Genomic DNA, 22,017 nt, shown 5'->3' with positions numbered 1-22,017 from the left:
TCAGTGGTCCGTCCCGTGCGGCGCGGTGAGCACCGCGAACCCGTCGAAGTCATGCCGTCGTACGGCGGCGCCGAACATGTCGGTCGAGGCGTACGGGCGGGTTGTGCCGTCCCGTACGGCCGCGAAGGCGTCGGCGACCCGGGCCACGAAGTCCGACGACTCCCGGTGGCGCAGGTTGTGGCCGAGCAGGGCGGTGGTGACGGGCAGCTCGGCGAGACGGCGCGTGGAGCCCGCGAAGTCGCGCACGTCGGCGCCGGGCACATGGGCGAAGAAGGTGCCACTGATGAGAGTGTCCCCGGCCAGCAGCAGCCCAGTGGCCGGCTCCCACAGACAGATGCCGTCCGGTGAGTGCCCTGGGGTGTGCAGGACGTTCAGGCTCCGGCCGCCCAGGTCCAGTACGTCCCCCTCGCGCAGCAGCCGGGTGGGGCGTACGGCCTCGATCCGCCACTCGGCCAGGTCGGGCACCGGCCGCACCTCGACGCGGGAGTCGGTCAGGAAGAACCCGCCGACGTCCACGGCGTGAAACTCCTCGTACCGTTTGCGGAGGTCGTGCGCGATGTGCGCGTACGACTCCAGCCACTCGTGCGGGGCCGGAGCCGTGTGCAGCGCGGCTCCGTCGGCGTGTACGGCGATGCCCGCGGCGTGCGCGGCCAAGGAGGCGTTGCCGCCGCGGTGGTCGAAGTGATGGTGGGAGTTGACGACGAGGAGCGGCAGCCGGGTCAGCTGCCGGACCTGCTCACCGATGTCGGCGATGCCCATGCCCGTGTCGTAGAGGAGGGCCAGCTCGTCGCCGAGCAGGAGGTAGCTGTTGACGTGGCCGGGCTCGGCGATGACGAAGGCTCCCGGACCCGTCTCGGCGACCTGGAACCAACCGGGGCGGCTCACGCGGCACCGAGCGCGTGGTACCGGCGGTCGTGGTGCACGAGCGCGGTCGGTCCGCCCGTACCGGTCACCACGTTGTCGACGGCCGCGACGATCAGATGGTGGTCACCGGCCCGAAGGTCGCGTACGACACTGCACAGCACCGTGTACGAGCTGTACGCGAGCAGCATCGGCAGCCCGCTCCCCTCCTCGGCCGACCACTCGATCCCCGCGAACCGGTCCACGGTGCGGTCGGCGAAGCGCCGGGAGACGTGCTCGCCGCCGGAGTGCAGGATGTTCAGGGCGAACCTGCGGCCGTCCAGCAACGCGGGCAGTGAACGGACGCCGCTGCCCACCCCGATGGCGAGCAGTTGCGGTTGCCGGCTCAGACTCATGACGGCGGTGCTCGTGAAGCCGACCGGGCGCCCCTCCCCGGTCAGAGCGGTGACGACACAGACGCCTCCGGCCAGGGCCGCCATGGCGTCGAGGAAGGCGGAGTCGGGCGGGGAGACGACGGAACGGTCGGATCTGGCCGCGGCCATGAGGGCTCCCTGGAAGCGAGGAATGTTCATACCATCAACATTCAGGGTAGGACCCTCGTGTTTCACCGGCGTAAAACCCTCCGCCACCGCCCCTCGCACCCCAGCGGCACACCCACCTCCACCCTTTAGGATTCCTGCCATGCCGGCCCGAACCGCCAACACCACGCCTCCCGCCGCAGGAGAGACGGACGCGCTGCTGCGCGCCGAACTCGGCGGTGCGATCCGGAAACTGCGCAAGGATCGCGGCCTGACCCTCGTCCAGCTCGCCGAGCGCGCCGGGCTCTCCCACCCGTTCCTCAGCCAGTTGGAGCGCGGGTTGACCCGGCCCAGCATGCCCTCCCTGCACCGGATCGCCCGCGCGCTCGGCACCACCCAGCAGGCGCTCATGGCCACGGCGGCTCCGCACACCGACGGCGGGGCCGACACCGTCCACCTGGTGCGCGCGGGCGCGGGCCTGCCCGTGAGCAACACCGGCGGCACCGCACGGATGCTCGGCACGCCCGCCTACTCCTTCCATCCCGTGGAGTACACGGGGGTCGGGGAGGTGTTCGCCGACTTCTACGACCACCCCGGTGACGAGTTCGTCTACGTCATCGCCGGCGAGATCGAGATCGAACTCCGGACGGACGGAGCGTCCGGCCTGCACAGGCTCGGCCCCGGGGACAGCATCTACTACCCCGGCGGCACCTCACACCGCTGGCGCGCCGTCGGCGACGGCTCACAAGTCCGGCTGCTCACCGTCCAGAACGCGACGGGCGAAGCCGATCACCACGGTTGAGCCTCCGCACACCGGACATGCCGACCAGACAGACCTGCAGCGCTGCCCGGCACCAGGGGCGGGGTGCCCGCTGGACGATCAGCAGCGACACTCAGGTCCGGCAGCCCTCGCGCACAGCGAGCACCCACGCCGACTCCTGGCAGGGTTCGACCAGGCCGGCGTCCTCTTCTGCAACCAGAACTTCGCCGACTATCCCTTCGTCGTCCCGGACGGGCCGTTCGATCCATGGACGCCTCCACCCTGGATGCTGCTCTCCTACAAGGCGCAGGCCACCGCCTCGTCCGCCGCCCCCGGCCACACCCCGGCATCCGCTGTCGACGAGGACATCCGCACCTGGTGGGCAGCCGGGAGCCGCGAACCCGGCCAGTCCCTCACCATCGACCTCGGCGTGAGCAAGACGGTGAACGCGGTGCGGGTCAACCTGGCGGATCACGAGCTGGGAGCCGTCGCCCCGCAGGTCCCCGAAGGAGCGGACTGGAACCGTCACATCTGGCGCGGCATCCTTCCCCGTCATCAGCCGGCGGAGACCCTGGTGGAGGTCTCGCAGGACGGCCAGCGATGGACCGTCGTACGCGACAGCCGGGAGACGGACGTCGATGCCCGCACGCATTCATCGCGCTCGACGCACCCCTGCGCGCCCGCTACATCCGGGTCACCGGCGGCCGCATGCCGTTCGACGGCGTTTTCGCGGTCAGCGGAGTACGCGTCTTCGGGACGAGTGACGGCGCGTCCCCGAGCCCGGTCCGTGCCCGGGCCCGCCGCGTCGACGGCCGCACCGCCAGGATCGAATGGGACGCCACCAGCCGGGCCACCGGCTACAACATCCGTTACGGCCGCCATCCCGAGAAGCTCTACCACAGCTGGCTGGTGTACGAGCGGACCTGTCTCGACCTGCGCTCGCTCAATGCTGACGGAGTACTGGGTGGCCGTGGACGCGTTCGGCGTAGGCGGCATCGCACCCGGCGAGACGTTGCAACTCAAGAGGACACCCATCGCAAGATCGTCCTGATCCCCAGACCGGGGCCCGAGACGGCAACCCCCACCTCTGGGAGACCGAGCGGGTGAGCCGGGAACAGACCGTCCCGTCCCAGCGGTTGCATCGGCAGAGAAGACGGCACGGCACGGGCGGGAACCACAGAAACCGCAGGCCCGTGTGCCCCGCCAAGATCCTGGCACCGGCAGCGTGGCACGCGTGCCACGCTGCCGGAAGACGACGTAGCTCTGCAGGAGGACTGCTTCATGACGGACCGGCCTTTGACACTCATGGCTGTGCACGCCCACCCCGATGACGAGGCCACCGGCACCGGAGGAGTCCTGGCGCGATACGCGGCGGAAGGCATCCGCACGGTGCTCGTGACCTGTACCGACGGCGCATGCGGTGACGGACCCGGAGGCGTCAAGCCGGGTGATCCCGGGCACGATCCGGCGGCCGTCGCCGCCATGCGCCGCGAGGAACTCGAGGCGAGCTGCGACATTCTGAAGGTCAGCGATCTCGAGATGCTCGGCTATGCAGACTCCGGGATGATGGGCTGGCCGACCAACGACGCCCCCCATTCCTTCTGGCGGACCCCCGTCCAGGAAGCCGCGGGCCGGCTCGCCCAACTCATGCGGCACTACCGGCCCGATGTGGTCGTCACCTACGACGAGAACGGCTTCTATGGCCACCCCGACCACATCCAGGCCCACCGCATCACCATGGCGGCGTTGCAGCTGACCGAGCTGACTCCGAAGGTGTACTGGACCACGGTGCCCCGCTCGGCGATGCAGCGGTTCGGCGAACTCATGCGCGAGTCCGGTCAGGACATGCCGGAGCCGGATCCCGCCGAGGCCGCTGCCATGGCCGAGATCGGGCTCCCCGACGACGAGATCACCACGTGGGTGGACGCGACCGCGTTCAGCGGCCAGAAGTTCGACGCGCTGGCCGCGCACGCCAGCCAGGGCGAGAACATCTTCTTCCTCAAGATGGGCCAGGAGAGGTTCGGCGAACTGATGGGCACGGAGACCTTCCTGCGCGTCCAGGACCCGACCGGCACGGCCGCACCCGAGGACGACCTCTTCGCCGGACTGCGCTGACCTCCCCGGTCCGACCGGCCCGCGAAGCACATCGAGTCGACCACGACCACACGGGCCGGTCGAACACTGGGCACACAAGCATTGCCGTGGTCCACGGGCGGCCCGGCCATCGCCGTCAGGGTGCGTAACCATCCGTACGGTGCGTCGGGTTCTGTGCCTGGTACTGAGAGGGATACGGGGTGGCGGAGTCGTAGGCCCCGGTCCCGGCGAACGCCCGGTTCGGTTCCTCGTCTCCGACGATCAAGTCGGGGTCGAACATGACGATCACGGCCGCCACCAGGAGGACCACGAGCGGGCCGGCGAGCATCGCCAGGAGGAACGAGATCAGGTCGGTGGACGACTGGGACGTGCCACTGGCCCCGGTGATGTGGACGGAGACCGCGGCCATCCCCGTGTAGTGCATTCCGGTGACGGCCACTCCCATGACCAGGCTGGCGCCCAGGCTGGACCAGAAGGTGTGGATGGAAACGGCTGCCCACAGAGCCGCCGTGGCCGCCGCGATCGCGATCACGACGGACAACGCCACCGTCGTCACGTCGTAGTGCAGGGTCCCGTCCGTGTGGACAGCGTCCATCCCCAGGTAGTGCATGGCCGCGACTCCGAGTCCGGTGATCGTCCCCGCGAGGGCCAGGTTCGCGGGTGAGCCGCCGCGGTAGCCGACGAGGAACACACCGACCGCGACGACCGCGATGGCGACGGCGAGGCTCAACAGGGTCTTCGGTGTGTCGTAACTGAGCGGAGCGCCCTGGACGCTGAATCCGATCATGCCGATGAAATGCATCGTCCAGATGCCGGAGCCGATCGAAATGGCTCCCAGTGCCAGCCAGCCGGCTCTTCGCTGCGGGCGGCGCAGCGAACGCGTCGCGCATCGCAGCCCCAGTGCCGCGCCGAGGCAGGCCATCAGGTAGGCGGCAACGGGAGTTACGGCGCCGTAGTGGAAGTTGGAGACGGTGGCGTTCACGACGGTTCCTTCCTGCGGGACGGCACGCCGCCCAGCAGGCACGACGTCGACTACGACGTTGCAGGGCGAGGACGGTCACAGACCTGCCCAGCGGACAGGAACGGAGCGGACGGGGCCCCGCGAGGCGTGCGAGGCACGGGGAACCGGTCGATCAGATCAAGCCACCTGGCCGAGTTCTGCATGATTCAACCACGTCGTGCACACAGAACCTACACATCAGAGGAAACGGTTCTCCCACTTGATACGTAGGCATGGGCCAGCCTGGGCGACCTAGCGTCCGCCTACTTGCTCTCGGTGCTGAAGGCGTCGGTGCTGTGGCTGATCTGGTCCTGCAGGGCCTGCCAGCTTCGTGCGTCGGCGCTGAGGACGTCGTGCAGGTAGGCGGAGACGGCGTCGGCGACGAGGGCGACGCGGGCGGGGTTTTCGTCGGTGGTGTCGTTGGCGGCCTCGCCGGAGATTCCGCCGAAGAGGTGCTCGGCCTCGGCGATGGTGAGCAGTCGCTTCGGGCCCGGGCTGAGGTGGTAGGCATCGGTGAACCATTCCGGTCCGCGGGTAGTCATCACCGACTGGTCCTTTCCGCCGGCGATGACGAGGGCGGGGGCGGTCATGCCGGAGAAGTCCGGGCGCGCGAACGGGAGATACGTGAGCGCGAAGGGCGTCAGGGCGTCCCCGGCACCGGCCGCCGCGATGAGCGCGCCCGCCTTGACGGCGGGATGGGCGAAGTCCTCGCCCGGGTTGCCCTCGGTGTCGAGGACGCGGGCGCCCAGGAGGGCTCCGGCGGTCTGTGCCCCCCAGGAGTGCCCGACGACAGCGAGGCGATCGCGGTCGACGCGCGCGGCCAGGCCGCTGACCTGGTCGAGGATGTCACCGAGGCCGTCCAGGACACTGTGCAGATCGGCTATGCGCACGCGCCAGATGGTGGCGAAACGGGGATCGTCGAAGCCGATGCCGTGGCGGCGGGAGTCGAGATGGGTGGGCTGCACCACGACGAACCCAGCAGCGGCCCAGCGGTCGACGAGGGGCTCGTAGCCGTCCATCGACCAGGCGTTGCCGTGGGAGAAGACGATGACGGGCAGGTCTCTCCCGTCGACCGGCGCGGTGACCTTGACCTGCAGGTCGATGCCACGGTCGGTGGTGGGAACGGTGATGGGCTTGACGGCGATGACCTGACGGTCGAGCGTGGCCGTGGGGCGGCTCTGGCCGGAGTGAAGTTCCATGGCGTCGACGTTAGGAAGCCGATAGGTACCAATTGGTAACCTTCGGCTCGTGAACATGACCGTAGCCGACCTGGCGAGCGCGGCAAAGGACCTGGAAGCGGGCACGGTGTTCCTCGCCGACTGCCCCGCACGGCTGGCGATCGAGATCATCGCCAACAAGTGGTCCGTCGTTGTCCTGTTCGCTCTCACCGGCGGACCCAAGAGACACAGCGAACTCGTCACGCTGTCCGGCGGGATCTCGCGCAAGGTACTGACGCAGACCCTTCGCCGCCTGCAGAGCAACGGCCTGGTCGACCGGCAGGTGTACGCCGAAGCGCCGCCACGGGTCGAGTACAGCCTGACCGCGCTCGGCCAGACACTCCAGGAGCCGATCGTGATGCTGACCGAGTGGGCACGAACCAACGGCGAAGCCGTCGTCGACTTCCGGGAGTCGGCAGCCGCCAGGTCAATCAACCTGGGTGCCGGATCTCATGGTGCGTGAGTGCGAGCAGCGCAGGATTCCGTCCCGGGGACGGGGCAGGGGTGCAGATCGCCACCGTCTGATGAGGTTCGGCGCTCACGGGACCACCGTCAGCACGATCTTGCCTTGGATGTGGCCCTGCGCAGCGCGCGTGTGTGCGCGGCCCGCCTCGGGCAGCGGGTAGGTGCTGTCCACCCCGACCTGGAGCCCGCCCTCGTCGAACAAGCGCCCGATCTCGGCGAGTTGGGGGCCGTTGGAACGCACCTGAATGTTGGAGACGGTGATGCCCAGACGCGCCGTCACTTCCGGGTCGTACTCGGCGAAGAACACCGGAAGCATGGTGCCGCCGCGCTTGAGCACGGTCAGGAAGCGTGAGCTGTCCGGGCCACCGACGGTGTCGACGACGAGGTCGACGCCGCCGACCACGTCCGCGGCCTGCGTCGTGGTGTAGTCGATGAACTCGTCGGCGCCGAGCTTGCGCAGGAACTGCTCGTGCCGGCCCGAGGCCACCGCGATGACGTGCGCACCCTTCCACTTCGCCAGCTGTACGGCGAAATGGCCCACTCCACCGGCGGCTCCGTTGACCAGCACGGTCATCCCCGGCGTGATCGGCACCGGCCGGTGCACCTTGCCGGTGAAGGGAGACGGCACGTCGTGGCCGAGATCAACGAGGTACTGCCAGGCCGTCAGCACGGCCATCGGCGCCCCGGCCGCCAGCACGTGGTCGATACCGGCCGGCTTGTGCGCCAGGTCCGAAGCCGGCGCGGCCACGTACTCGGCGTACGTCCGGCCGTCGAATCCGGGGAACCGCAGCATGCCGAAGACCTCGTCACCGACGGCGAAACCCGCCACGTCCGCAGCGACCGCCTCGACCACGCCCGACATGTCCGTTCCCGGGATCAGGGGGAATTCAAGCGCCGGCCTCATCTCGGCCGGCATGACCTTCATCCCCTCACGCAGGTACCAGTCCGGCGGGTTGATGCCCACCGCGTGCACCCGGACGAGTACCTCGCCCGAGCCGATCTCGGGAACCGGCACCTCGTCGTACCGCAGAACTTCCGGCCCGCCCGCCTCATGGAACTGGATCGCCTTCATCGCGCCTGTCGCTTTCTCGGGGAAACGTTGCTCCTTCAGTCAATCCTCGGGACGGCACGGCCGTCCAAGACCCGTTCGGCAACCCGGCCATTCCGAAACGGAATGATGCGTACCCTGCAAGGGTGAACGATCTCGGACAGGACCTGGAACTGCGGCTGGTGCGTTACTTCACTGTGGTGGCAGCACACCAGCACTTCGGAAGGGCCGCCGCAGACTTGCACGTGGCCCAACCGGCGCTGAGCCGCCAGATCCAACGGCTCGAGAAGTATCTCGGCACACGCCTGCTGGACCGCACCCCACAGGGCACCCGGCTCACTCAGGCCGGCCAGACGTTCCTCCCCCGGGCCCAGGCCCTGCTGCGCGCCGCACGCGAGGCCGAGCTGGCCGTGCGTGAACAAGCCCGGACCGAACGAATCGCCATCGGCTACGTCGAAGACCTGGTGATCACTGCGGCCGTACGGGAACTGCGCCTGCGGCACCCGGACGCCGAGATCGCCACCCGGCATCTGAGTTGCCGCGAGGTCGGGGCACTGTCGGACAAGCGCGTCGACGCCCTGATCGCGCGGACCCCTCTGCCGCTCGCCGACGACGACGTGGTCACCACCCCCCTGTACGAGGAGCCCCGGATGCTCGTGGTCCCGCGCGGCCATTCCTGGGCCGACCGCGCGTCGGTGACCGCGGAAGAACTGGCCGGCGAAGAGGCGGCACCGTGCGCGTTCGAGACCGCGGGCTGGACTTCCTACCGGATCCTCGGGGCCGGCGTACCGCCGATCGAGAGCTACGAGGACAAGCTCGAACTCGTCGCGAGTGGCGAGGCGATCGCCGTGCTACCGGTCGGCGACCGGCGCAGCTCACTGCGTCCCGACCTCGTCACCGTCCCGGTCGAGGGCGCTCCCCCCAGCCAGGTCGTCCTGGCCAGCCGCAAGGGCGACCCGAATCCGATGATCCGGAATCTCCAGCTGGCTGCCAAGGCCGTCCTCACCGCCCCGGCCGCCTGACCGGACGAAGTCGGGCATGACCATGGGCGGCAGGTTCAGGAAGGCCTCCGAGCAGAGATCGGGTACATCGGCAGCGAGCGCCGCACGGAGACGAAGAATCCGTAGGGCGGAGCTGAACGGCAGGTCAAGTCGGGCGGGTTCCAGGCGGGCTCACCCTCTTGTCGCCAGCAGCCCCTCCACGACCGGACCGGCCAGGGCCTCCGCCCTCGCGAGGCGGTCCGCCTGCTGCATGTGTCTACGCCAAGAACCAGGAACTGCTGGTCCAGGCCCCGGCTACGAAGGCAGCGCCCGCCGTCACCGGCACCTACGACCACCGCCCGGTCAGGCAACACCTACATCGAGATCGCCGACGGCAAGTAGCGGGATGCGTCGATGGCCTCGGCCCCCGTCGGGGGCGGCGAGGCCATCGACAGACAGCGCGGCTGCGCGGGGAAACTACGGGAGCGTGATGCCGCATCGCTCCGCGAGTTCGTCGGCGCCGATGCCGTACGTCTCCCTGATCCGTACGCCTTCGCTGCCGACGTCGAAGACGCCGTGGTCGGTGTAGACGCGGCTGACGCAGCCGACGCCGGTGAGGGGGTAGGTGCACCGCGGTACGAGTTTGGGCTCGCCGGAGCGGGTGAAGAGGGTCATCATCACGTAGACGTCCTTGGCGCCGATGGCGAGGTCCATGGCGCCGCCGACGGCGGGGATGTCGTCGGGCTTGCCGGTGTGCCAGTTGGCGAGGTCGCCGTTGAAGGCGACCTGGTAGGCGCCGAGGACGCAGACGTCGAGGTGTCCGCCGCGCATCATGGCGAAGGAGTCGGCGTGGTGGAAGTAGGCCGCGCCCGGCAGTTCGGTGACCGGGACCTTACCGGCATTGGTGAGGTCGGGGTCGACCGCGTCACCCTCGGCCTTGGGGCCCATGTTGAGCATGCCGTTCTCGGTGTGCAGCACCACCCCGGAGTCGGCCGGCAGATGATCGGCGATCTTGGTGGGCTGCCCGATGCCGAGGTTGACGAAGGAACCGGCCGGGATGTCGCGGGCGATGACGGCGGCCAGTTCGTCCATCGAGAGGCGGTGATCGATGGTCGTGGTGGTCATCGTGCCCCCTGGACGGTGTAGTGACGGGCCGTCACCTGGACGATCCGGTCGACGTAGATGGACGGGGTGACGACGGCCTCGGGGTCGAGCTTCCCGGCCTCGACGACCTGCTCGACCTGGACGATGGTCGTCGTGGCGGCCGTGGCCATGACGGGTCCGAAGTTGCGGGCGGTCTTGCGGTAGACGAGGTTGCCCAGGGTGTCCGCGACATGCGCGCCGATCAGCGCGTAGTCGCCCTTGATCGGGTACTCCAGCAGGTACGTACGGCCGTCGATCTCCCGCACCTCCTTGCCCTCGGCCAGCGGCGTGCCGACCGCGGTCGGGCAGTAGAAGGCACCGATGCCGGCACCGGCCGCGCGCATCCGCTCGGCGAGATTGCCCTGCGGGACGACCTCCAGCTCGATCTTCCCCGCTCGGTAGAGGTCGTCGAAGACCCAGGAGTCGGCCTGGCGCGGAAAGGAGCAGAGCACCTTGCGCACCCGGCCCGCGGCGAGCAGCGCGGCCAGGCCGACGTCGCCGTTGCCGGCGTTGTTGGACACGATGGTGAGGTCCTTGGCGCCCTGGCGGATGAGCGCGTCGATCAGGTCGAACGGCATGCCGGCCAGCCCGAAGCCGCCGACCAGCACGGTGGACCCGTCCTCGATCCCGGCGACCGCCGCGTCGGCGTTGTCGACCAGCTCCGCCCGGCTCACTGGGCCGCCTCCGTGGCAGCGCAGTTCTCCAGGACGACGGCCAGGCCCTGGCCGACTCCGATGCAGATCGCGGCGACGCCGTAGCGCTGCCGCGTCTCGCGCAGCACCTTGGCCAGCGTGGCGAGGATGCGGCCGCCCGAGGCGCCCAGCGGGTGGCCGATCGCGATGGCGCCGCCCTTCTGGTTGACGATGGCGGGGTCGATCTTCCAGGCGTCCAGGCAGGCGAGCGACTGCACGGCGAAGGCCTCGTTCAGCTCGACCGCGCCAACCTGGTCCCAGCCGATCCCGGCGCGGGCCAGCGCACGGTTGGCGGCCTCGACCGGGGCGTAGCCGAAGGACTGCGGCTCCAGCGCCATCACGCCGCGGCCGGCGATACGGGCGAGGGGATCGGTGCCGATCGCGGCGGCGGCCTTCTCACTGCCCAGCAGCACCGCGGACGCGCCGTCGTTGAGCGGGCTGGCGTTGCCCGCGGTGATGGTGCCGCCCTGCTCCGGTGTGCGGAAGACCGGCTTGAGGCCCGCCAGCACCTGCGGTGTGGAGCCGGGCCGGATGCCCTCGTCGCGCGTGAGGTCGACGCCGTCGACCGGCGCCACCAGATCGTCGTAGAAGCCCGACTCCCAAGCGGCGTGAGCGAGTTGGTGGGAGCGGGCGGCGAACTCGTCCTGGCGCTCCCGGGAGATCCCGAACCGTTCGCGGAGTTGCTCGTTGGATTCGCCGAGGCTGACCGTCCACTCCTTGGGCATCCTCGGGTTGATCAGCCGCCAGCCCAGCGTGGTCGAGACAGCGGTGACGTCGCCCGCCGGGAACGGTTTCGCCGACTTGGGCAGCACCCAGGGTGCGCGCGTCATCGATTCCACGCCCCCGGTGAGGACCACCTCGGCATCGCCGGACTCGATGGTGCGGCTGGCGGTCATCGCCGCGTCGAGGCTCGATCCGCACAGCCGGTTGACCGTGGTGCCGGGCACACTGACCGGGAGGCCGGCGAGCAGCGCGGCCATGCGGCCGACGTTGCGGTTCTCCTCACCGGCGCCGTTGGCGTTGCCCCACACCACGTCGCCGATCGCGGCGGGGTCGAGACCCGGGACCCTGGCGAGCGTCGAGGTGATCGCGGCGGCGGCGAGGTCGTCCGGGCGGACGCCGGCCAGCGCGCCGTTGAAGCGGCCGAACGGCGTCCGGGTCGCGGCATAGATGAAAGCGCTCATGTCAGTGACGCTAGTCCTGGGCCGCGATATTCTGAAGTACGCATATCCGAGCCGATTGATATGAGTGAGATATGGATCTGCGTCATCTCCGGTACTTCGTGGCGGTGGCCGAGGAACGGCACTTCGGCCGTGCCGCCGAGCGGCTCCACATGGCGCAGCCCCCGCTGTCCCAGCAGATCCGGCAGCTGGAGGCCGAGCTCGGCGTCGAGTTGCTGCACCGCACCACGCGCCGTGTCGACCTGACCGAGGCCGGCCGGGCCTATCTCCAGCGGGCGCGCGGCATCCTCGCCGATGTCGACGAGGCCGCCCAGCACGCACGGCTCGTCGCCGCCGGTTCGGTCGGGCACCTCGCGATCGGGTGCGTGGGCTCGGCGACGTACAGCCTCCTGCCCGCGCTCTCGCGCCGACTCACGAAGGAACTGCCCGGTGTCGACTTCTCCTTCCGCGGCGAGATGCTCGCACCGGACCAGGTGGAGGCGCTGCGCACCGGCGCGATCGACGTGGCGCTGCTGCGTCCGCCGGCGGCCGACCTCTCCCTGACCGTGCACACCCTGCGCAGGGACCGGCTGGTGGTGGCCGTACCGGTCGAGCACCCCCTCGCGCGCCGGAAACGCCTGCGCGTGACGGATCTCGCCGGCGCCGACCTGATCGTGCACTCCGCCGACCGCCGCTCCGTGATGTACGACGTCGTGCTGGGTCTCCTGCGGGACGCCGGTGTCGAGCCGCACCTGCGTCACGAGGTCGGCGAGACCTCGACGCTGGTCACGCTCGTGGCCGGTGGCCTCGGCGTCGCCGTCGTGCCCGAACCGGTGACGGCGCTGGCGCTCGACGGTGTCGCCTACGTGCCACTGACCGGGGCCGACGCACGCGTGGAGCTGGCCGTCGCCCACCGTGCCGACCGCTCCGAGCCGCACCTGGTGCGCACGGTGGGAGTCATCCGGACGGCGGCCTGAGAACGAGGGGCCCGGGGCGCGCACGGCGTTCGGGCAGGAGCCCTACGCCACGATCTTCGCGACCGCGTCGCCCGCCTGGTTCGCGATCCGGTCGTCCGTGGTGTCGTCCGCGCCGCCCACCCCGATGGCGCCGATGACCTCCCCGTCGGCCGTCACGATCGGCACGCCGCCGGCGACCGGCAGGAGGTTGGAGTCGACCAGGTGGGGAGGCGCCACCCGCATCTGAGGGGACGCGGCGAAGGCCGCGAACTTGGCCGTCGGGACACCGCTGACGGCGGAGGTGTAGGCCTTGCGTCGCGCGGTCTCCACACCGAGAAGGCCGACGCCGTCATCACTGAGCAGGACCTTCGTGACGCCACTGCGGTTGACCACGACGGCGCACACCTTGTACCCCTCGGCTCTTCCCGCTTCCAGAGCGGCAAGCGCGGCACCGTGGGCGATCTCGTAGCTGAGCGGCTCTCGCATGGAGCGGTTCCTTCCCTCGTCGCGGGTCCCGATCCCTCGCTGCTCGTCCAGCCTGCCGGGGCGGTCCGGGACACGCTCGCCCGCGACGGCCGGCTCAAGACCACCGACCTGGACCTGCTGGAGATCAACGAGGCGTTCGCCGGGGTGGCCCTGGCGTCCGTCCGGGAGCTCGACGTTCCGCCGGAGAAGGTGAACGTCAACGGCGGAGCCATCGCCCTGGGCCATCCCGTGGGCATGACCGGCGCCCGGCTGGTGCTGACCCTCGCCATGGAACTGCGGCGACGCGGCGGCGGCACGGGTGCGGCGGCCCTGTGCGGGGGCGGCGGCCAGGGCGACGCACTGCTGCTGCGCGTCCCACCGCAGGTCTGACAGCCCTTCCCACCCATCGAGTACGAGACTGAGCTGACGACCATGACCGACCTCCTGCCCCCGACCAGGCGACCCTCGTCGTGGCGGACCGCACCGACGCCGCCGACGGTGTCGTCTGCCTCACCCTGCGCCGCCCCGACGGCGGGCCGCTGCCCCCGTGGACCCCGGGAGCCCATATCGACCTGTCTCCTGGACAGCACTCTGATCCGTCAGTACTCCCTGTGTGGACGTCCGGCCGACCGTGACGCCTGGCAGATCGCCGTGTTGCGTGAACCGCACGGCCGGGGCGGTTCGGCCTACGTCCACGAGCACCTCAGGAAGGGGACCGAGGTACGGGTGCGCGGCCCACGGAACAACTTTCCGCTGCGGCCGGCGCAACGCCATCTGTTCATCGCGGGCGGCGTCGGCATCACGCCCCTCCTGCCCATGATCGAGGCGGCGGACGCCGAGGGGTGCGACTGGCGTCTGCTCTACGGCGGCCGCACCAGGAGCTCGATGGCGTTCCTCGACCGCCTGGCCCCCTACGGAAAACGCGTCCTCGTCCGCCCGCAGGACGAGTTCGGTCTGCTGGATCTCACGGACTTCCTCGGTGAACCGCGGACGGGCACGTTCGTGCACGCCTGCGGCCCCGAGCCCTGCTGCGTGCCCTGCAGGAGCGGTGCGCCGCCTGCCCTGACCGCCGCCCTCGGCCCGGAACTCGCCGCACGCCGTGCCGGCCTGGTCTCCGCACAGCTCCTCGGCCTCGGACTCACCCGCTACCTCCTGCGGCTCCCCGCAGTGACCACCCTGACGCCGGACGAGATCGAACGCGGCCTCGCCCCGGCCCTCCGGGCCGTCCTCGACCCGGATTAGGCGCAATGCAGGCTGCCAGGACGCCGGAGCCGAGCGGCGCTGTTCCAGTGCCCGCTGCGTCTCAAAGGGCCCGATGGGGCAGGTCGCTCTCTGGAGGGCGGTGTGCCGGCTGCGAGTTGTTCCCGTCCAGAAGTCGTGTCCGCCAGAGGGTGAGGCCGTTGGACAGGTCGGTGTCCGCGGGCGTCAGTCTGGGGAGGCAGCTGTCGATGTAGTGGAGGTAGAGGGGGACAAGGTCGGCATGGAGGAGTTCGGTGAGGTGCTCTGCCGGACCCGGCTGTCCGTGGCGTGCGCGCGTCGCGGCGCGGACGAGTTCGCCGGCGACCGGTGAGGGATGGGCGAGGTGATGGTGGATGGCGTCGTCGGTGGATCCGGGATCCCCGGTGGCGGCGGTGTAGAGGAATCGGAGAGGGAGCAGAACCGCCTTGGTGAACCGTCTGATGTCGCCCGCCAGGCGCGCGGGGTCGTGGAACTCGGCCAGGACGGGGCCTGTGGCGAGCGTCTGCAGCGCGAAGCGGACGCTGTCGGTCACCAGCGCGGCGGTGCCGGGTTGTTCCACCTCCTGACGTATGTCCTCACCCATGAGCAGCAAGCCGCTGTTCTTGAGGTCGAGCCGGTCGACAGCCGGGAACCTGCCGTCGTCCCGGTTCGCGCGCAGGGCCGGCAGCGAGCTCCAGAACACCGACAGGCGTTTGTGGGCGCCGTCCCTCGCCTGGAGCTCGTGGGTGACATGGCGGATGATCCGGTCGTCGTCGTGTCGGCGGTCGGTCAGGACGAGTCCGAGGTCGATGTCGCTGACGGCGGGTGCGAACCCTCCGTGCGCGAGGCTTCCCAGGGCGTAGGCCGCGATGAGGCGGTCGGCAAGGGTTCGCCGGAACTCCTTCGCGCAACTCTCGGCGATCGTGGCGGCAGAGCCGGAGTCAAGGGCCTCCTGGGGAAACATGCTCATACCGGGGCGGTGGTGTCGCGGCGCGCGAGTTCGGCGATCCGGTCGGAGACCATGGTGATGATCTGCCAGGCGTGGTCGAGGAGTTCGGTGACATCACCGAGCTGCCACTCCTGGCGCTCGGCGAGCAGCCGGTAGCCCATCTCGATGTGCTCCTGGTCCGCTTCGTCGTGCAGGGCGAAGTAGGCGTTGCCGGGGAACGCCAGGGAGCCTGCGTTGCTGAAGGTGAGGCTGCCGGCCTCCAGTACGAGGTGGGCGAGGACCACGCGGTGCAACCCGGGCAGGGTGCGGAACTGCTCGACGAACCAGGCGGCTCCGGCTTCGACGACGGGGTCCCATCCGGCCGTCCGGCCGGTGGGGTGGCTGTCGGCCAGGATGTCATCGTGGCCGATCTCCTCTTGTCGGTGTTGTACAGCGAGTTCCTTGAGTTGGGGGTCGGTCTCGAACTCGGCCCGGACACTGATCATGCGCTGGAACGCCTCCGACCACGGTGCCAGGTGTGTCAGCACGGCGTCCTTGGTGGCTGCCGGTGTCGCGGGGTTCTCCAGCAGGAGAATCAGGTCGCTGCAGCGGTATGCGCGGACGTGCTGTTCGTTCCTGTCGGCGACTTCCCGTAGAGGCGCGGGCATGGTGGTCATCGGGAGGCGTCCTCCTGGAGGGTTGTGCGCGGTGGTCGTTGCGACGGGCTGGGCTGTGCGGCCGGCTGAGGGTAGAGCGGAAACCTGAAGTAGACACATACGTCGCCGTCGTGACCGAGCGAGCGGTAGCTGACCAGTTCCTGCAGGCCCCTGCTCTGGCTCAGAGGCCGCGGCGCCACGGCGTGCAGCAGGGCGCGGTGACGTTGCGGGTCAAGGCCTTCGTGCACCATCAGCGCCCCGATCCTGGCCGCGGCTTCCGCGTCGGATCCGGTGAAACTGGACACCCGGAAGTAGGTGGTCGACTCGTCGGCACGGAGGGCGTCGGGCCGGAAGGCCAAGCAGGTCAGCGGGGCTTTGCCGGCGGCTTCGGGGTCCGTGCCGAGCAACGTCCGGAAAGCCGAGCGGGCTCTGTGCGGATCATGGGCCCGGGCGAGCGCGGCCATCTGTTCCAAGGCCGCGACGCTGCTGGTGTGGTTGCGGTAGTAGACCTTGGCTCGGGACCGGGCGCTGGAGTCCAGGTCGAGGGCGAAGAACTCCAGTTCGCGCTCGACTCCGTCCATCTGTGTCCCTCGGGCCACCCGTGCACAGGTGTCGGCCCACGCGGTACCCATCGCGAGGCGTTCCATCGCCTCACCCACCAGGGAGTAACGTTCCGGCATCGGCACGGCGTACAGGCCGAAATAAATCTTGAAGGCCGGGGGGTGCCCTGGTCGCCAGGCCAGGGAGTGCCACACGGGCACGGGCACTGCCCCTTGGCCGGTGCCCGGCATGAACACACCGGCCACCTTCCCGTAACGGTCCAGACCAACCGCCGGCTCGGCGGCCAAACGGTCCGTCAGCGCCACCGCGGCGGCCTGGTTGGAAACCGCGGTGATGGGCCTGGAGGCGCCCAGTGTCTCGAACAGGATGCGCAGTTCAGGTCTCCCCCGGGACCACTTCACGGACATCTCGGCGGGGAAGCCGTCCTCGGCGACGTACGAGGGGAAGGGGCTTTCCTGCCCGACGGGCAGGTCAGCCCATGGCCGCAGAAGATCCTGGACCTGGTCCGTCACAGGCCCGCTCGTTGACCGCGGCAGACCAAGCCCGTCGCACATCTCGATCCAGCGTTCGCGAAGGAACCCGCCGATGGAACGGCCCTCACCCAAGAAGATGCTGTCCACTCCCCTGTCCGTTCTCCCAGCGTGCTGTCTCCTCCACACCGGCATGGGCCACCCATCGCAGGCAGCACAAAGGCATCAGCAGTGAGGACATCTACAGGAAACGCACGAAAAGACCGCCGATATCGACAGACCGCACCGCGCCTCTGCCGCGAGCACCACTCTCCAAGCGCTGAAGCGCACGGTCCAACTTTTCGACGAGCATCGAAATGGTGGACCTCGGCAGGGAACGCCAGCTATCGAGTGCGGCGTTGGTCCTGGCGGCGTGCCGGATCGGCGCCGAGGAGTGCGGCCCCACCGGCCCCACTCCGCTCACCGGAACCACTTCAGGAGAAATCTGCTGCGGTGATCCCGTCGGGATGTCCGGACGGCCACTCCACCAGCTCGAGCTGGTAGCCATCCGGGTCCGTGAGCCACGACGTCATCGGGCCGTGAGGGCCGCCCGGGTACTGGACAAGTCCCGGCTGCAGGCCGGCCTCGATGAGCCGCTCCCGGGTGGCCGCGAGACTCTCCACCTGGATCGCGAGGTGCTCGAAACCGCTGCCCACGTCGACCGGTCCGCCGCCGGGGCGGTGGACCAGTTCGAGTGAGGCCACCGGTTCGTCGGGGAACTTGAGGATCACGAGACGAGCCCCGTCGCCGACCTCGACCCTGCCCAACTCGCCGTAGCCCACGGCGGTGTAGAAGTCGAGCGAGCGGTCCAGATCGGTGACACGGTAGGAGACGAAGAGCGTCTTCATGCGTTCTCCCCGGGTCGGCGTACCCGGTAGCGAAGGTGGGTGACGTCGGTGTCCTCGAGTCGTCGGACGAGGTCGAGTTCGATGTGATCACCACCGAGGTGGTCGAAAAGTCGTCGGCCGTCCCCGAGGAGCACCGGAACCAGGTGGATCTCCATCTCATCCATCTGCCCGGCTCGCAGCAGGGCTTGGGCCGCCCCCGCCCCATGGACCATGACCGGCCGGTCTCCCGCAGCCGCGCGAGCCCGGCGGGCGCACTCCTCGACATCGGTGACGAAACGTGCATGCCCAGGCGGTACATCCCCATCATCCACCTGGTGGGTGAGGACGAAGATCGGCACCCCGTCATGATGATCGCCCTGCCAGCGCCCGGCGAGTTCAAAGGTGCGACGACCGGAGATCACCGCACCGGTCGCCTGCGCTTCGCGATAGACCTGACCGCTCGGTCCGTCGGATTCGCGCTCGTCGAGCCAGTTGAAGAGCCGTCCACCGGCACGCCCGAGTTCCTGACCCGGCCGATCATCCGGGCCGGCGATGTAGCCGTCGAGCGACATCGACATGTACAGCCGAATCGGACTGAGCATCCTGGGCTCCATCTCTCCTCCGTGAAAACGACCCTCACCGCTTCCTGTCCGAAGACGGGGCGGCCATGTCACAAGGAAGACTCCAGCCAACCAGCGAACTCATCGGCCTGACGCGCCGACAGGCAGTAAGCAACGAGCTCGTGCAGGGACCATCACCCGGGCCATTGGCGAAGTGCGGCCCCTGTCGCCGAGCGGGGGTTTACGGCAAGACAACACCACTTCGGCAGACGTGACCCTTGCCTGGCGGGACTGCCCGCAGGATCGGCAGACCGAGACCGCCCTGCCGACTCACTGCGCGACGCGTCACACTTGCCAGCCACTTATCGAAAACGTATTGTCGAAAGTGCGTTTTCGATCCGCGGCACGGGCCGGCGACTTGGACGACGGGAATCACTGATGACTAGGCAGGTACCGGCCTCCAACCGGCGCAAACGGCTGACACAGGAGCGCGAGCGCGAGATCCTCGACGTCACCTTCGACCTGGTCGCGGAGGTCGGCTACGAGCAGGCGACCGTGGACGAGGTGGCCAGGCGGACGCAGGCGAGTACGGCCACGCTGTACCGGCAGTGGGAGAACAAGCCCAAGCTGGTGATCACGGCGATGATGGCGCGCAAGTACCCGCCGCTGCCGCACATCGACGCCGGCAGCCTCCGCGATGACCTGGTGGCGCTGGCCCGCATGATGCCTGCACCGCACCCCAAGGGCGCCCCGACGCTGGGAATCTGGCAGGCCATCATGTCCGACCCGGCCCTCGCCCAGGCACTGCGGGACGTCCTGTTCGCCCCCTACCTCGACGCGCTGCGTACCATCCTGGCCCGGCACGTCGAGCGCGGAACGATCCGTCCCGACAATCCGGCTCTGGCGCACTCCGAGATGTTCCTGATGGGCACCGTCTTCGTGGAGAAGCTCTTCACGGGCACCGAGGCCGACGCCGACCAGCTCATCGCGGTCATGGACGCCGTGCTGTTGCCGGCGCTGACCAGTTAGCCGCAGCTGATCCCTTTCCTCATCTGGCCGGCGTCCCCTGGACAGGCCAGTACAAGGACGAGAAGACAAAGGAAGTTGGCCGGCCATGAGCAGCACTTCGACCGATACCGTCCTGGTCACTGGAGGCTCCGGGTTCCTGGGCTCCCGTGTGATCGCCCAGGCACTTGGTGAGGGCTACCAGGTCCGCACCACGGTGCGGACCGCCAGCCGCGAGGCGCAAGTCCGCAGGGACGTGGAGGCCATGGGCGTGGACGCGGGTGAGCGGCTCGTGTTCGTGGTGGCGGACCTGACCGCGGATGAGGGGTGGGCCCGGGCGGTGGCGGGCTGCCGCTACGTGCTGCACACCGCCTCCCCCTTCCCGGGCGGCGAGCCCGACCACGAGGACGATCTGATCGTCCCGGCCCGTCAAGGCACGCTGCGCGTGCTGCGTGCCGCCCGCGACGCGGGGGTCGAACGCGTGGTGGTCACCTCCTCGTTCGCCGCCGTCGGCTACGGCAGGCCGGCCACGAAACGGCCCTTCACCGAGGACGACTGGACCGACCCGGACAGCGACATCCCCGCCTACATCAGGTCCAAGGCGCTGGCCGAGCGAGCCGCCTGGGACTTCGTCGAGCACGAGGGCAACGGGCTCCAGCTCGCCACCATCGCCCCCGTCGGCATCTTCGGCCCCGTCGTCGGCAGCGACCACTCCTCCTCGATCAACATGATCACCGGCCTGTTCAGCGGCACCATGCCCGGCGTACCCCGCCTGTACTTCGCCGTCGTCGATGTCCGGGACGCGGCCGACCTGCACCTCAAGGCCATGACCGACCCCAGGGCAGCCGGCGAACGCTTCATCGCCGCCGCCGGCGACGCCGTCTCGCTGCACCAGATCGCACTCGCCATCCGCGACCGGCTCGGCGACGCCGCCGGTGCGGTCCCGACCACGGAGCTTCCGGACGAGGTGGTACGCAAGGCCGCCGAGGCCAACCCGGCGCTGAAGGGCGTGCTACCCAACCTCGGCAAGGTCCGACATGTGAGCAACGACAAGGCCCGCACCGTCCTCAACTGGAGCCCCCGCACCAGCGACGACACTGTCGCCGCCACCGCCGAAAGCCTCCTGGAACTCGGCCTGCTGCCCGTCGCGCATCCCGCATAGCTCCGTCCCGCCAACGGAATTGCACCAACTCATGAACTTCTCGACGGAGGAAACATGCCAAAAGCGATTATATTGAACGACTTCGGCAGTCCTGACGTGCTGCGATGGGCTGACGTCCCGCTTCCCGAGCCCGGCGAGGGGCAGATCAGGGTGAAGGTGAAAGCCGCGGGCATCGGCCCGACCGACCTCGCCCTGCGGTCGGGCCGGCTCAAAGCCTTTTCGCTACGCCGCAACGCCGTACTCGGCTTCGAGGTGGCCGGCACGGTCGACGCGGTCGGACCCGGAGTCGACGGAACGCAGATCGGCGAAGAAGTGGCGGCACTGCTTTTCGACCTTGGCGGATACGCTGAATACGCGCTTGCCTCGATGTGGGTCCACAAGCCACCTTCCGTCGCGTGGGCGGCCGCAGCCTCCCTGCCGGCCTCAGCGGAGGCCGCAGCGGGGGTTCTGCGGCAGCTGGCGGTGAAGGCGGGCGACACACTGCTCGTGCTCGGTGGGGGCGGGGCCGTCGGCTTGATCGCAACGCAGTTGGCTGTCGCTCAGGGCATTAAGGTGATCAGTGCCGTAGGCGCGCGGGACGATGCACTGGTCACATCCCTGGGTGCCACGCCCGTACGCTACGGCGCGGAGCTGGTGGACACGGTCCGGAGTGTCGGGGCTGTCGACTTCGCGTTCGACGCGTCGGGCAAGGGAGTGCTGGCGGACGCCATCGCGTTGACCGGAACCGCCGACCGCGTCATGACCTTGTCCGACCCCGCTGCGGCGGACTTCGGTGTCACACTGTCACATCCCAGTCCGCAGCGGGCTCCTCACGCGCTGGAGGACACCATGTCCATGCTGGCGCGGGGGCGGCTCCGGCTGCGGGAGTACACAACCATGCGCATGCAGGACGCCAGCGAGGCGCACCGTGTGCTCGAAGGCGGTCAGATGCACGAGCGTGTCGTACTGACCCTCTGATCGCATCCCCTTCCGTGGGAGCAAGGGAGCAAGGGAGCGAGCACGGCTTCCCTGAGGTTGTGTAGGGCTGCCGTGCTCGCCGGGGTGTTCAGAGCGGGACGTTAGCCGTCAGCTCCAGGGGGAGGCGGTGAGCCAGCTGGTGTCCTGGGCCCATGAGGATGCGGAGTCCCAGGCGTTGGAACCGCCGTTGCTGGCGATGTAGACCGTGTAGTTGTAGTGGCGGATGTACTTGGTCGGGTAGTTGACGGACTGGAAGGAGTGGCCGACCCCGCTGT

At 69.3% G+C, this 22,017-nt stretch carries 25 protein-coding genes and 3 pseudogenes; 13 read left to right on the top strand and 15 right to left on the bottom strand.

The features are described 5' to 3' along the window. Together ABZZ74_RS21265 and ABZZ74_RS21260 are read right to left on the bottom strand one after the other, a co-directional pair. The gene (locus tag ABZZ74_RS21265; RefSeq protein ID WP_356767097.1) at positions 1–885 is read right to left on the bottom strand and encodes an MBL fold metallo-hydrolase; all 885 of its coding nucleotides are present in this window, start codon (positions 883–885) and stop codon (positions 1–3) included. Further along, a complete protein-coding gene (locus ABZZ74_RS21260) occupies positions 882–1,403 on the bottom strand; it encodes a flavin reductase family protein (protein WP_356767095.1) in 522 nt (173 codons plus the stop codon). The genes ABZZ74_RS21265 and ABZZ74_RS21260 overlap by 4 nt, the downstream gene beginning before the upstream one ends. Positions 1,404–1,542: 139 nt before the next feature. Between ABZZ74_RS21260 and ABZZ74_RS21255 the strand changes: the two genes are divergently transcribed. From ABZZ74_RS21255 to ABZZ74_RS21240, 4 genes and pseudogenes are all read left to right on the top strand, one after another. After that, a complete protein-coding gene (locus ABZZ74_RS21255; RefSeq protein WP_356767093.1) occupies positions 1,543–2,181 on the top strand; it encodes an XRE family transcriptional regulator in 639 nt (212 codons plus the stop codon). 244 nt (positions 2,182–2,425) lie between these two features. After that, a pseudogene (locus ABZZ74_RS21250) lies at positions 2,426–2,599 on the top strand (discoidin domain-containing protein); the annotation flags it as partial. A gap of 140 nt (positions 2,600–2,739) precedes the next feature. Next, positions 2,740–3,246, top strand: a complete 507-nt coding sequence (locus ABZZ74_RS21245; protein ID WP_356767400.1) for a hypothetical protein — start codon at positions 2,740–2,742, stop codon at positions 3,244–3,246. Between the two features lie 174 nt (positions 3,247–3,420). After that, positions 3,421–4,254 carry a PIG-L family deacetylase gene (locus ABZZ74_RS21240; RefSeq protein ID WP_356767091.1) on the top strand — a complete coding sequence of 278 codons (834 nt, stop codon included), beginning with the start codon at positions 3,421–3,423 and terminating at the stop codon, positions 4,252–4,254. Between the two features lie 115 nt (positions 4,255–4,369). Here ABZZ74_RS21240 and ABZZ74_RS21235 read toward each other — a convergent pair whose 3' ends face one another. Together ABZZ74_RS21235 and ABZZ74_RS21230 are read right to left on the bottom strand one after the other, a co-directional pair. Then, on the bottom strand, positions 4,370–5,215 hold the full coding sequence (locus ABZZ74_RS21235; RefSeq protein ID WP_356767089.1) for an MHYT domain-containing protein: 846 nt from the start codon (positions 5,213–5,215) through the stop codon (positions 4,370–4,372). A gap of 281 nt (positions 5,216–5,496) precedes the next feature. Then, on the bottom strand, positions 5,497–6,432 hold the full coding sequence (locus ABZZ74_RS21230; protein WP_356767087.1) for a chlorophyllase: 936 nt from the start codon (positions 6,430–6,432) through the stop codon (positions 5,497–5,499). Between the two features lie 55 nt (positions 6,433–6,487). On the opposite strand from ABZZ74_RS21230, the gene ABZZ74_RS21225 reads away from it, so the two are divergent. Next, complete coding sequence (locus ABZZ74_RS21225; protein WP_356767382.1) at positions 6,488–6,913, top strand: helix-turn-helix domain-containing protein; 426 nt, start codon at positions 6,488–6,490, stop codon at positions 6,911–6,913. Between the two features lie 75 nt (positions 6,914–6,988). Here the strand turns inward: ABZZ74_RS21225 and ABZZ74_RS21220 are convergent, their stop codons facing one another. Next, on the bottom strand, positions 6,989–7,987 hold the full coding sequence (locus tag ABZZ74_RS21220; RefSeq protein WP_356767085.1) for an NADP-dependent oxidoreductase: 999 nt from the start codon (positions 7,985–7,987) through the stop codon (positions 6,989–6,991). A gap of 122 nt (positions 7,988–8,109) precedes the next feature. Between ABZZ74_RS21220 and ABZZ74_RS21215 the strand changes: the two genes are divergently transcribed. Further along, a complete protein-coding gene (locus tag ABZZ74_RS21215; RefSeq protein WP_356767083.1) occupies positions 8,110–8,985 on the top strand; it encodes a LysR family transcriptional regulator in 876 nt (291 codons plus the stop codon). A gap of 435 nt (positions 8,986–9,420) precedes the next feature. Here ABZZ74_RS21215 and ABZZ74_RS21210 read toward each other — a convergent pair whose 3' ends face one another. The 3 genes from ABZZ74_RS21210 to ABZZ74_RS21200 are packed head-to-tail and all read right to left on the bottom strand — an operon-like array spanning position 9,421 to position 11,962. Beyond that, the gene (locus ABZZ74_RS21210; protein WP_356767081.1) at positions 9,421–10,068 is read right to left on the bottom strand and encodes a 3-oxoacid CoA-transferase subunit B; all 648 of its coding nucleotides are present in this window, start codon (positions 10,066–10,068) and stop codon (positions 9,421–9,423) included. Next, a complete protein-coding gene (locus ABZZ74_RS21205) occupies positions 10,065–10,760 on the bottom strand; it encodes a 3-oxoacid CoA-transferase subunit A (protein WP_356767079.1) in 696 nt (231 codons plus the stop codon). The genes ABZZ74_RS21210 and ABZZ74_RS21205 overlap by 4 nt, the downstream gene beginning before the upstream one ends. Beyond that, positions 10,757–11,962 (bottom strand): thiolase family protein, encoded by a 1,206-nt coding sequence (locus ABZZ74_RS21200; RefSeq protein ID WP_356767077.1) that lies wholly within the window; start codon positions 11,960–11,962, stop codon positions 10,757–10,759. The genes ABZZ74_RS21205 and ABZZ74_RS21200 overlap by 4 nt, the downstream gene beginning before the upstream one ends. Before the next feature lie 71 nt (positions 11,963–12,033). On the opposite strand from ABZZ74_RS21200, the gene ABZZ74_RS21195 reads away from it, so the two are divergent. After that, entirely contained in the window at positions 12,034–12,915 is an 882-nt protein-coding gene (locus ABZZ74_RS21195) for a LysR substrate-binding domain-containing protein (protein WP_356767075.1), read from the top strand. Between the two features lie 42 nt (positions 12,916–12,957). On the opposite strand, the gene ABZZ74_RS21190 is transcribed toward ABZZ74_RS21195, so the two are convergent. Further along, positions 12,958–13,380 (bottom strand): heme-binding protein, encoded by a 423-nt coding sequence (locus tag ABZZ74_RS21190; RefSeq protein WP_356767073.1) that lies wholly within the window; start codon positions 13,378–13,380, stop codon positions 12,958–12,960. Between ABZZ74_RS21190 and ABZZ74_RS21185 the strand changes: the two are divergent. The 3 genes and pseudogenes from ABZZ74_RS21185 to ABZZ74_RS21175 all read left to right on the top strand — a co-directional run. After that, positions 13,348–13,749: pseudogene (locus tag ABZZ74_RS21185) on the top strand (acetyl-CoA C-acyltransferase); the annotation flags it as partial. The gene ABZZ74_RS21190 and the pseudogene ABZZ74_RS21185 overlap by 33 nt on opposite strands. A gap of 80 nt (positions 13,750–13,829) precedes the next feature. Next, a pseudogene (locus tag ABZZ74_RS21180) lies at positions 13,830–14,417 on the top strand (ferredoxin reductase); the annotation flags it as partial. Further along, entirely contained in the window at positions 14,392–14,601 is a 210-nt protein-coding gene (locus ABZZ74_RS21175; RefSeq protein ID WP_356767071.1) for a hypothetical protein, read from the top strand. The pseudogene ABZZ74_RS21180 and the gene ABZZ74_RS21175, both read left to right, overlap by 26 nt. Before the next feature lie 61 nt (positions 14,602–14,662). On the opposite strand, the gene ABZZ74_RS21170 is transcribed toward ABZZ74_RS21175, so the two are convergent. From ABZZ74_RS21170 to ABZZ74_RS21150, 5 genes are all read right to left on the bottom strand, one after another. Further along, positions 14,663–15,547, bottom strand: a complete 885-nt coding sequence (locus tag ABZZ74_RS21170) for a hypothetical protein (RefSeq protein ID WP_356767069.1) — start codon at positions 15,545–15,547, stop codon at positions 14,663–14,665. Next, positions 15,544–16,182, bottom strand: a complete 639-nt coding sequence (locus tag ABZZ74_RS21165) for a hypothetical protein (RefSeq protein ID WP_356767067.1) — start codon at positions 16,180–16,182, stop codon at positions 15,544–15,546. The genes ABZZ74_RS21170 and ABZZ74_RS21165 overlap by 4 nt, the downstream gene beginning before the upstream one ends. After that, positions 16,179–17,234 carry a tryptophan dimethylallyltransferase family protein gene (locus ABZZ74_RS21160; RefSeq protein WP_356767065.1) on the bottom strand — a complete coding sequence of 352 codons (1,056 nt, stop codon included), beginning with the start codon at positions 17,232–17,234 and terminating at the stop codon, positions 16,179–16,181. Before ABZZ74_RS21160 ends, ABZZ74_RS21165 begins: the two co-directional genes overlap by 4 nt. Before the next feature lie 431 nt (positions 17,235–17,665). Continuing rightward, a complete protein-coding gene (locus tag ABZZ74_RS21155; RefSeq protein ID WP_356767063.1) occupies positions 17,666–18,079 on the bottom strand; it encodes a VOC family protein in 414 nt (137 codons plus the stop codon). After that, the gene (locus ABZZ74_RS21150) at positions 18,076–18,660 is read right to left on the bottom strand and encodes a dihydrofolate reductase family protein (RefSeq protein WP_356767061.1); all 585 of its coding nucleotides are present in this window, start codon (positions 18,658–18,660) and stop codon (positions 18,076–18,078) included. The genes ABZZ74_RS21155 and ABZZ74_RS21150 overlap by 4 nt, the downstream gene beginning before the upstream one ends. A gap of 396 nt (positions 18,661–19,056) precedes the next feature. Here ABZZ74_RS21150 and ABZZ74_RS21145 point away from each other — a divergent pair, with 396 nt between their 5' ends. The 3 genes from ABZZ74_RS21145 to ABZZ74_RS21135 all read left to right on the top strand — a co-directional run bounded on the left by ABZZ74_RS21145 (position 19,057) and on the right by ABZZ74_RS21135 (position 21,742). Further along, positions 19,057–19,647: a TetR/AcrR family transcriptional regulator gene (locus tag ABZZ74_RS21145; RefSeq protein WP_356767059.1), complete on the top strand. Its 591-nt coding sequence runs from the start codon at positions 19,057–19,059 to the stop codon at positions 19,645–19,647. Positions 19,648–19,732: 85 nt separating this feature from the next. Then, entirely contained in the window at positions 19,733–20,785 is a 1,053-nt protein-coding gene (locus ABZZ74_RS21140) for an aldehyde reductase (RefSeq protein WP_356767057.1), read from the top strand. Between the two features lie 72 nt (positions 20,786–20,857). Further along, on the top strand, positions 20,858–21,742 hold the full coding sequence (locus tag ABZZ74_RS21135; RefSeq protein WP_356767055.1) for an alcohol dehydrogenase catalytic domain-containing protein: 885 nt from the start codon (positions 20,858–20,860) through the stop codon (positions 21,740–21,742). Positions 21,743–21,850: 108 nt separating this feature from the next. On the opposite strand, the gene ABZZ74_RS21130 is transcribed toward ABZZ74_RS21135, so the two are convergent. Beyond that, the coding region (locus tag ABZZ74_RS21130; RefSeq protein WP_356767380.1) for an AbfB domain-containing protein at positions 21,851–22,017 on the bottom strand (167 nt) is incomplete at its 5' end.

The sequence above is a fragment of the Streptomyces sp. NPDC006476 genome (genome assembly GCF_040612015.1).
Taxonomy (GTDB): Bacteria; Actinomycetota; Actinomycetes; order Streptomycetales; family Streptomycetaceae; genus Streptomyces; species Streptomyces griseorubiginosus_B.
Note: the sequence above shows the minus strand (reverse complement) of the source record. Positions and strands in the feature narration are given on the sequence as shown.

Coding starts and splice junctions, on each gene's coding strand:
- ABZZ74_RS21260 (WP_356767095.1), bottom strand. CDS start 1,403: ATGGCCGCGGCCAGATCCGACCGTTCCGTCGTCTCCCCGCCCGACTCC.
- ABZZ74_RS21255 (WP_356767093.1), top strand. CDS start 1,543: ATGCCGGCCCGAACCGCCAACACCACGCCTCCCGCCGCAGGAGAGACG.
- ABZZ74_RS21245 (WP_356767400.1), top strand. CDS start 2,740: ATGGACCGTCGTACGCGACAGCCGGGAGACGGACGTCGATGCCCGCAC.
- ABZZ74_RS21240 (WP_356767091.1), top strand. CDS start 3,421: ATGACGGACCGGCCTTTGACACTCATGGCTGTGCACGCCCACCCCGAT.
- ABZZ74_RS21230 (WP_356767087.1), bottom strand. CDS start 6,432: ATGGAACTTCACTCCGGCCAGAGCCGCCCCACGGCCACGCTCGACCGT.
- ABZZ74_RS21225 (WP_356767382.1), top strand. CDS start 6,488: ATGACCGTAGCCGACCTGGCGAGCGCGGCAAAGGACCTGGAAGCGGGC.
- ABZZ74_RS21220 (WP_356767085.1), bottom strand. CDS start 7,987: ATGAAGGCGATCCAGTTCCATGAGGCGGGCGGGCCGGAAGTTCTGCGG.
- ABZZ74_RS21210 (WP_356767081.1), bottom strand. CDS start 10,068: ATGACCACCACGACCATCGATCACCGCCTCTCGATGGACGAACTGGCC.
- ABZZ74_RS21200 (WP_356767077.1), bottom strand. CDS start 11,962: ATGAGCGCTTTCATCTATGCCGCGACCCGGACGCCGTTCGGCCGCTTC.
- ABZZ74_RS21195 (WP_356767075.1), top strand. CDS start 12,034: ATGGATCTGCGTCATCTCCGGTACTTCGTGGCGGTGGCCGAGGAACGG.
- ABZZ74_RS21190 (WP_356767073.1), bottom strand. CDS start 13,380: ATGCGAGAGCCGCTCAGCTACGAGATCGCCCACGGTGCCGCGCTTGCC.
- ABZZ74_RS21170 (WP_356767069.1), bottom strand. CDS start 15,547: ATGAGCATGTTTCCCCAGGAGGCCCTTGACTCCGGCTCTGCCGCCACG.
- ABZZ74_RS21165 (WP_356767067.1), bottom strand. CDS start 16,182: ATGACCACCATGCCCGCGCCTCTACGGGAAGTCGCCGACAGGAACGAA.
- ABZZ74_RS21155 (WP_356767063.1), bottom strand. CDS start 18,079: ATGAAGACGCTCTTCGTCTCCTACCGTGTCACCGATCTGGACCGCTCG.
- ABZZ74_RS21150 (WP_356767061.1), bottom strand. CDS start 18,660: ATGCTCAGTCCGATTCGGCTGTACATGTCGATGTCGCTCGACGGCTAC.
- ABZZ74_RS21145 (WP_356767059.1), top strand. CDS start 19,057: ATGACTAGGCAGGTACCGGCCTCCAACCGGCGCAAACGGCTGACACAG.
- ABZZ74_RS21140 (WP_356767057.1), top strand. CDS start 19,733: ATGAGCAGCACTTCGACCGATACCGTCCTGGTCACTGGAGGCTCCGGG.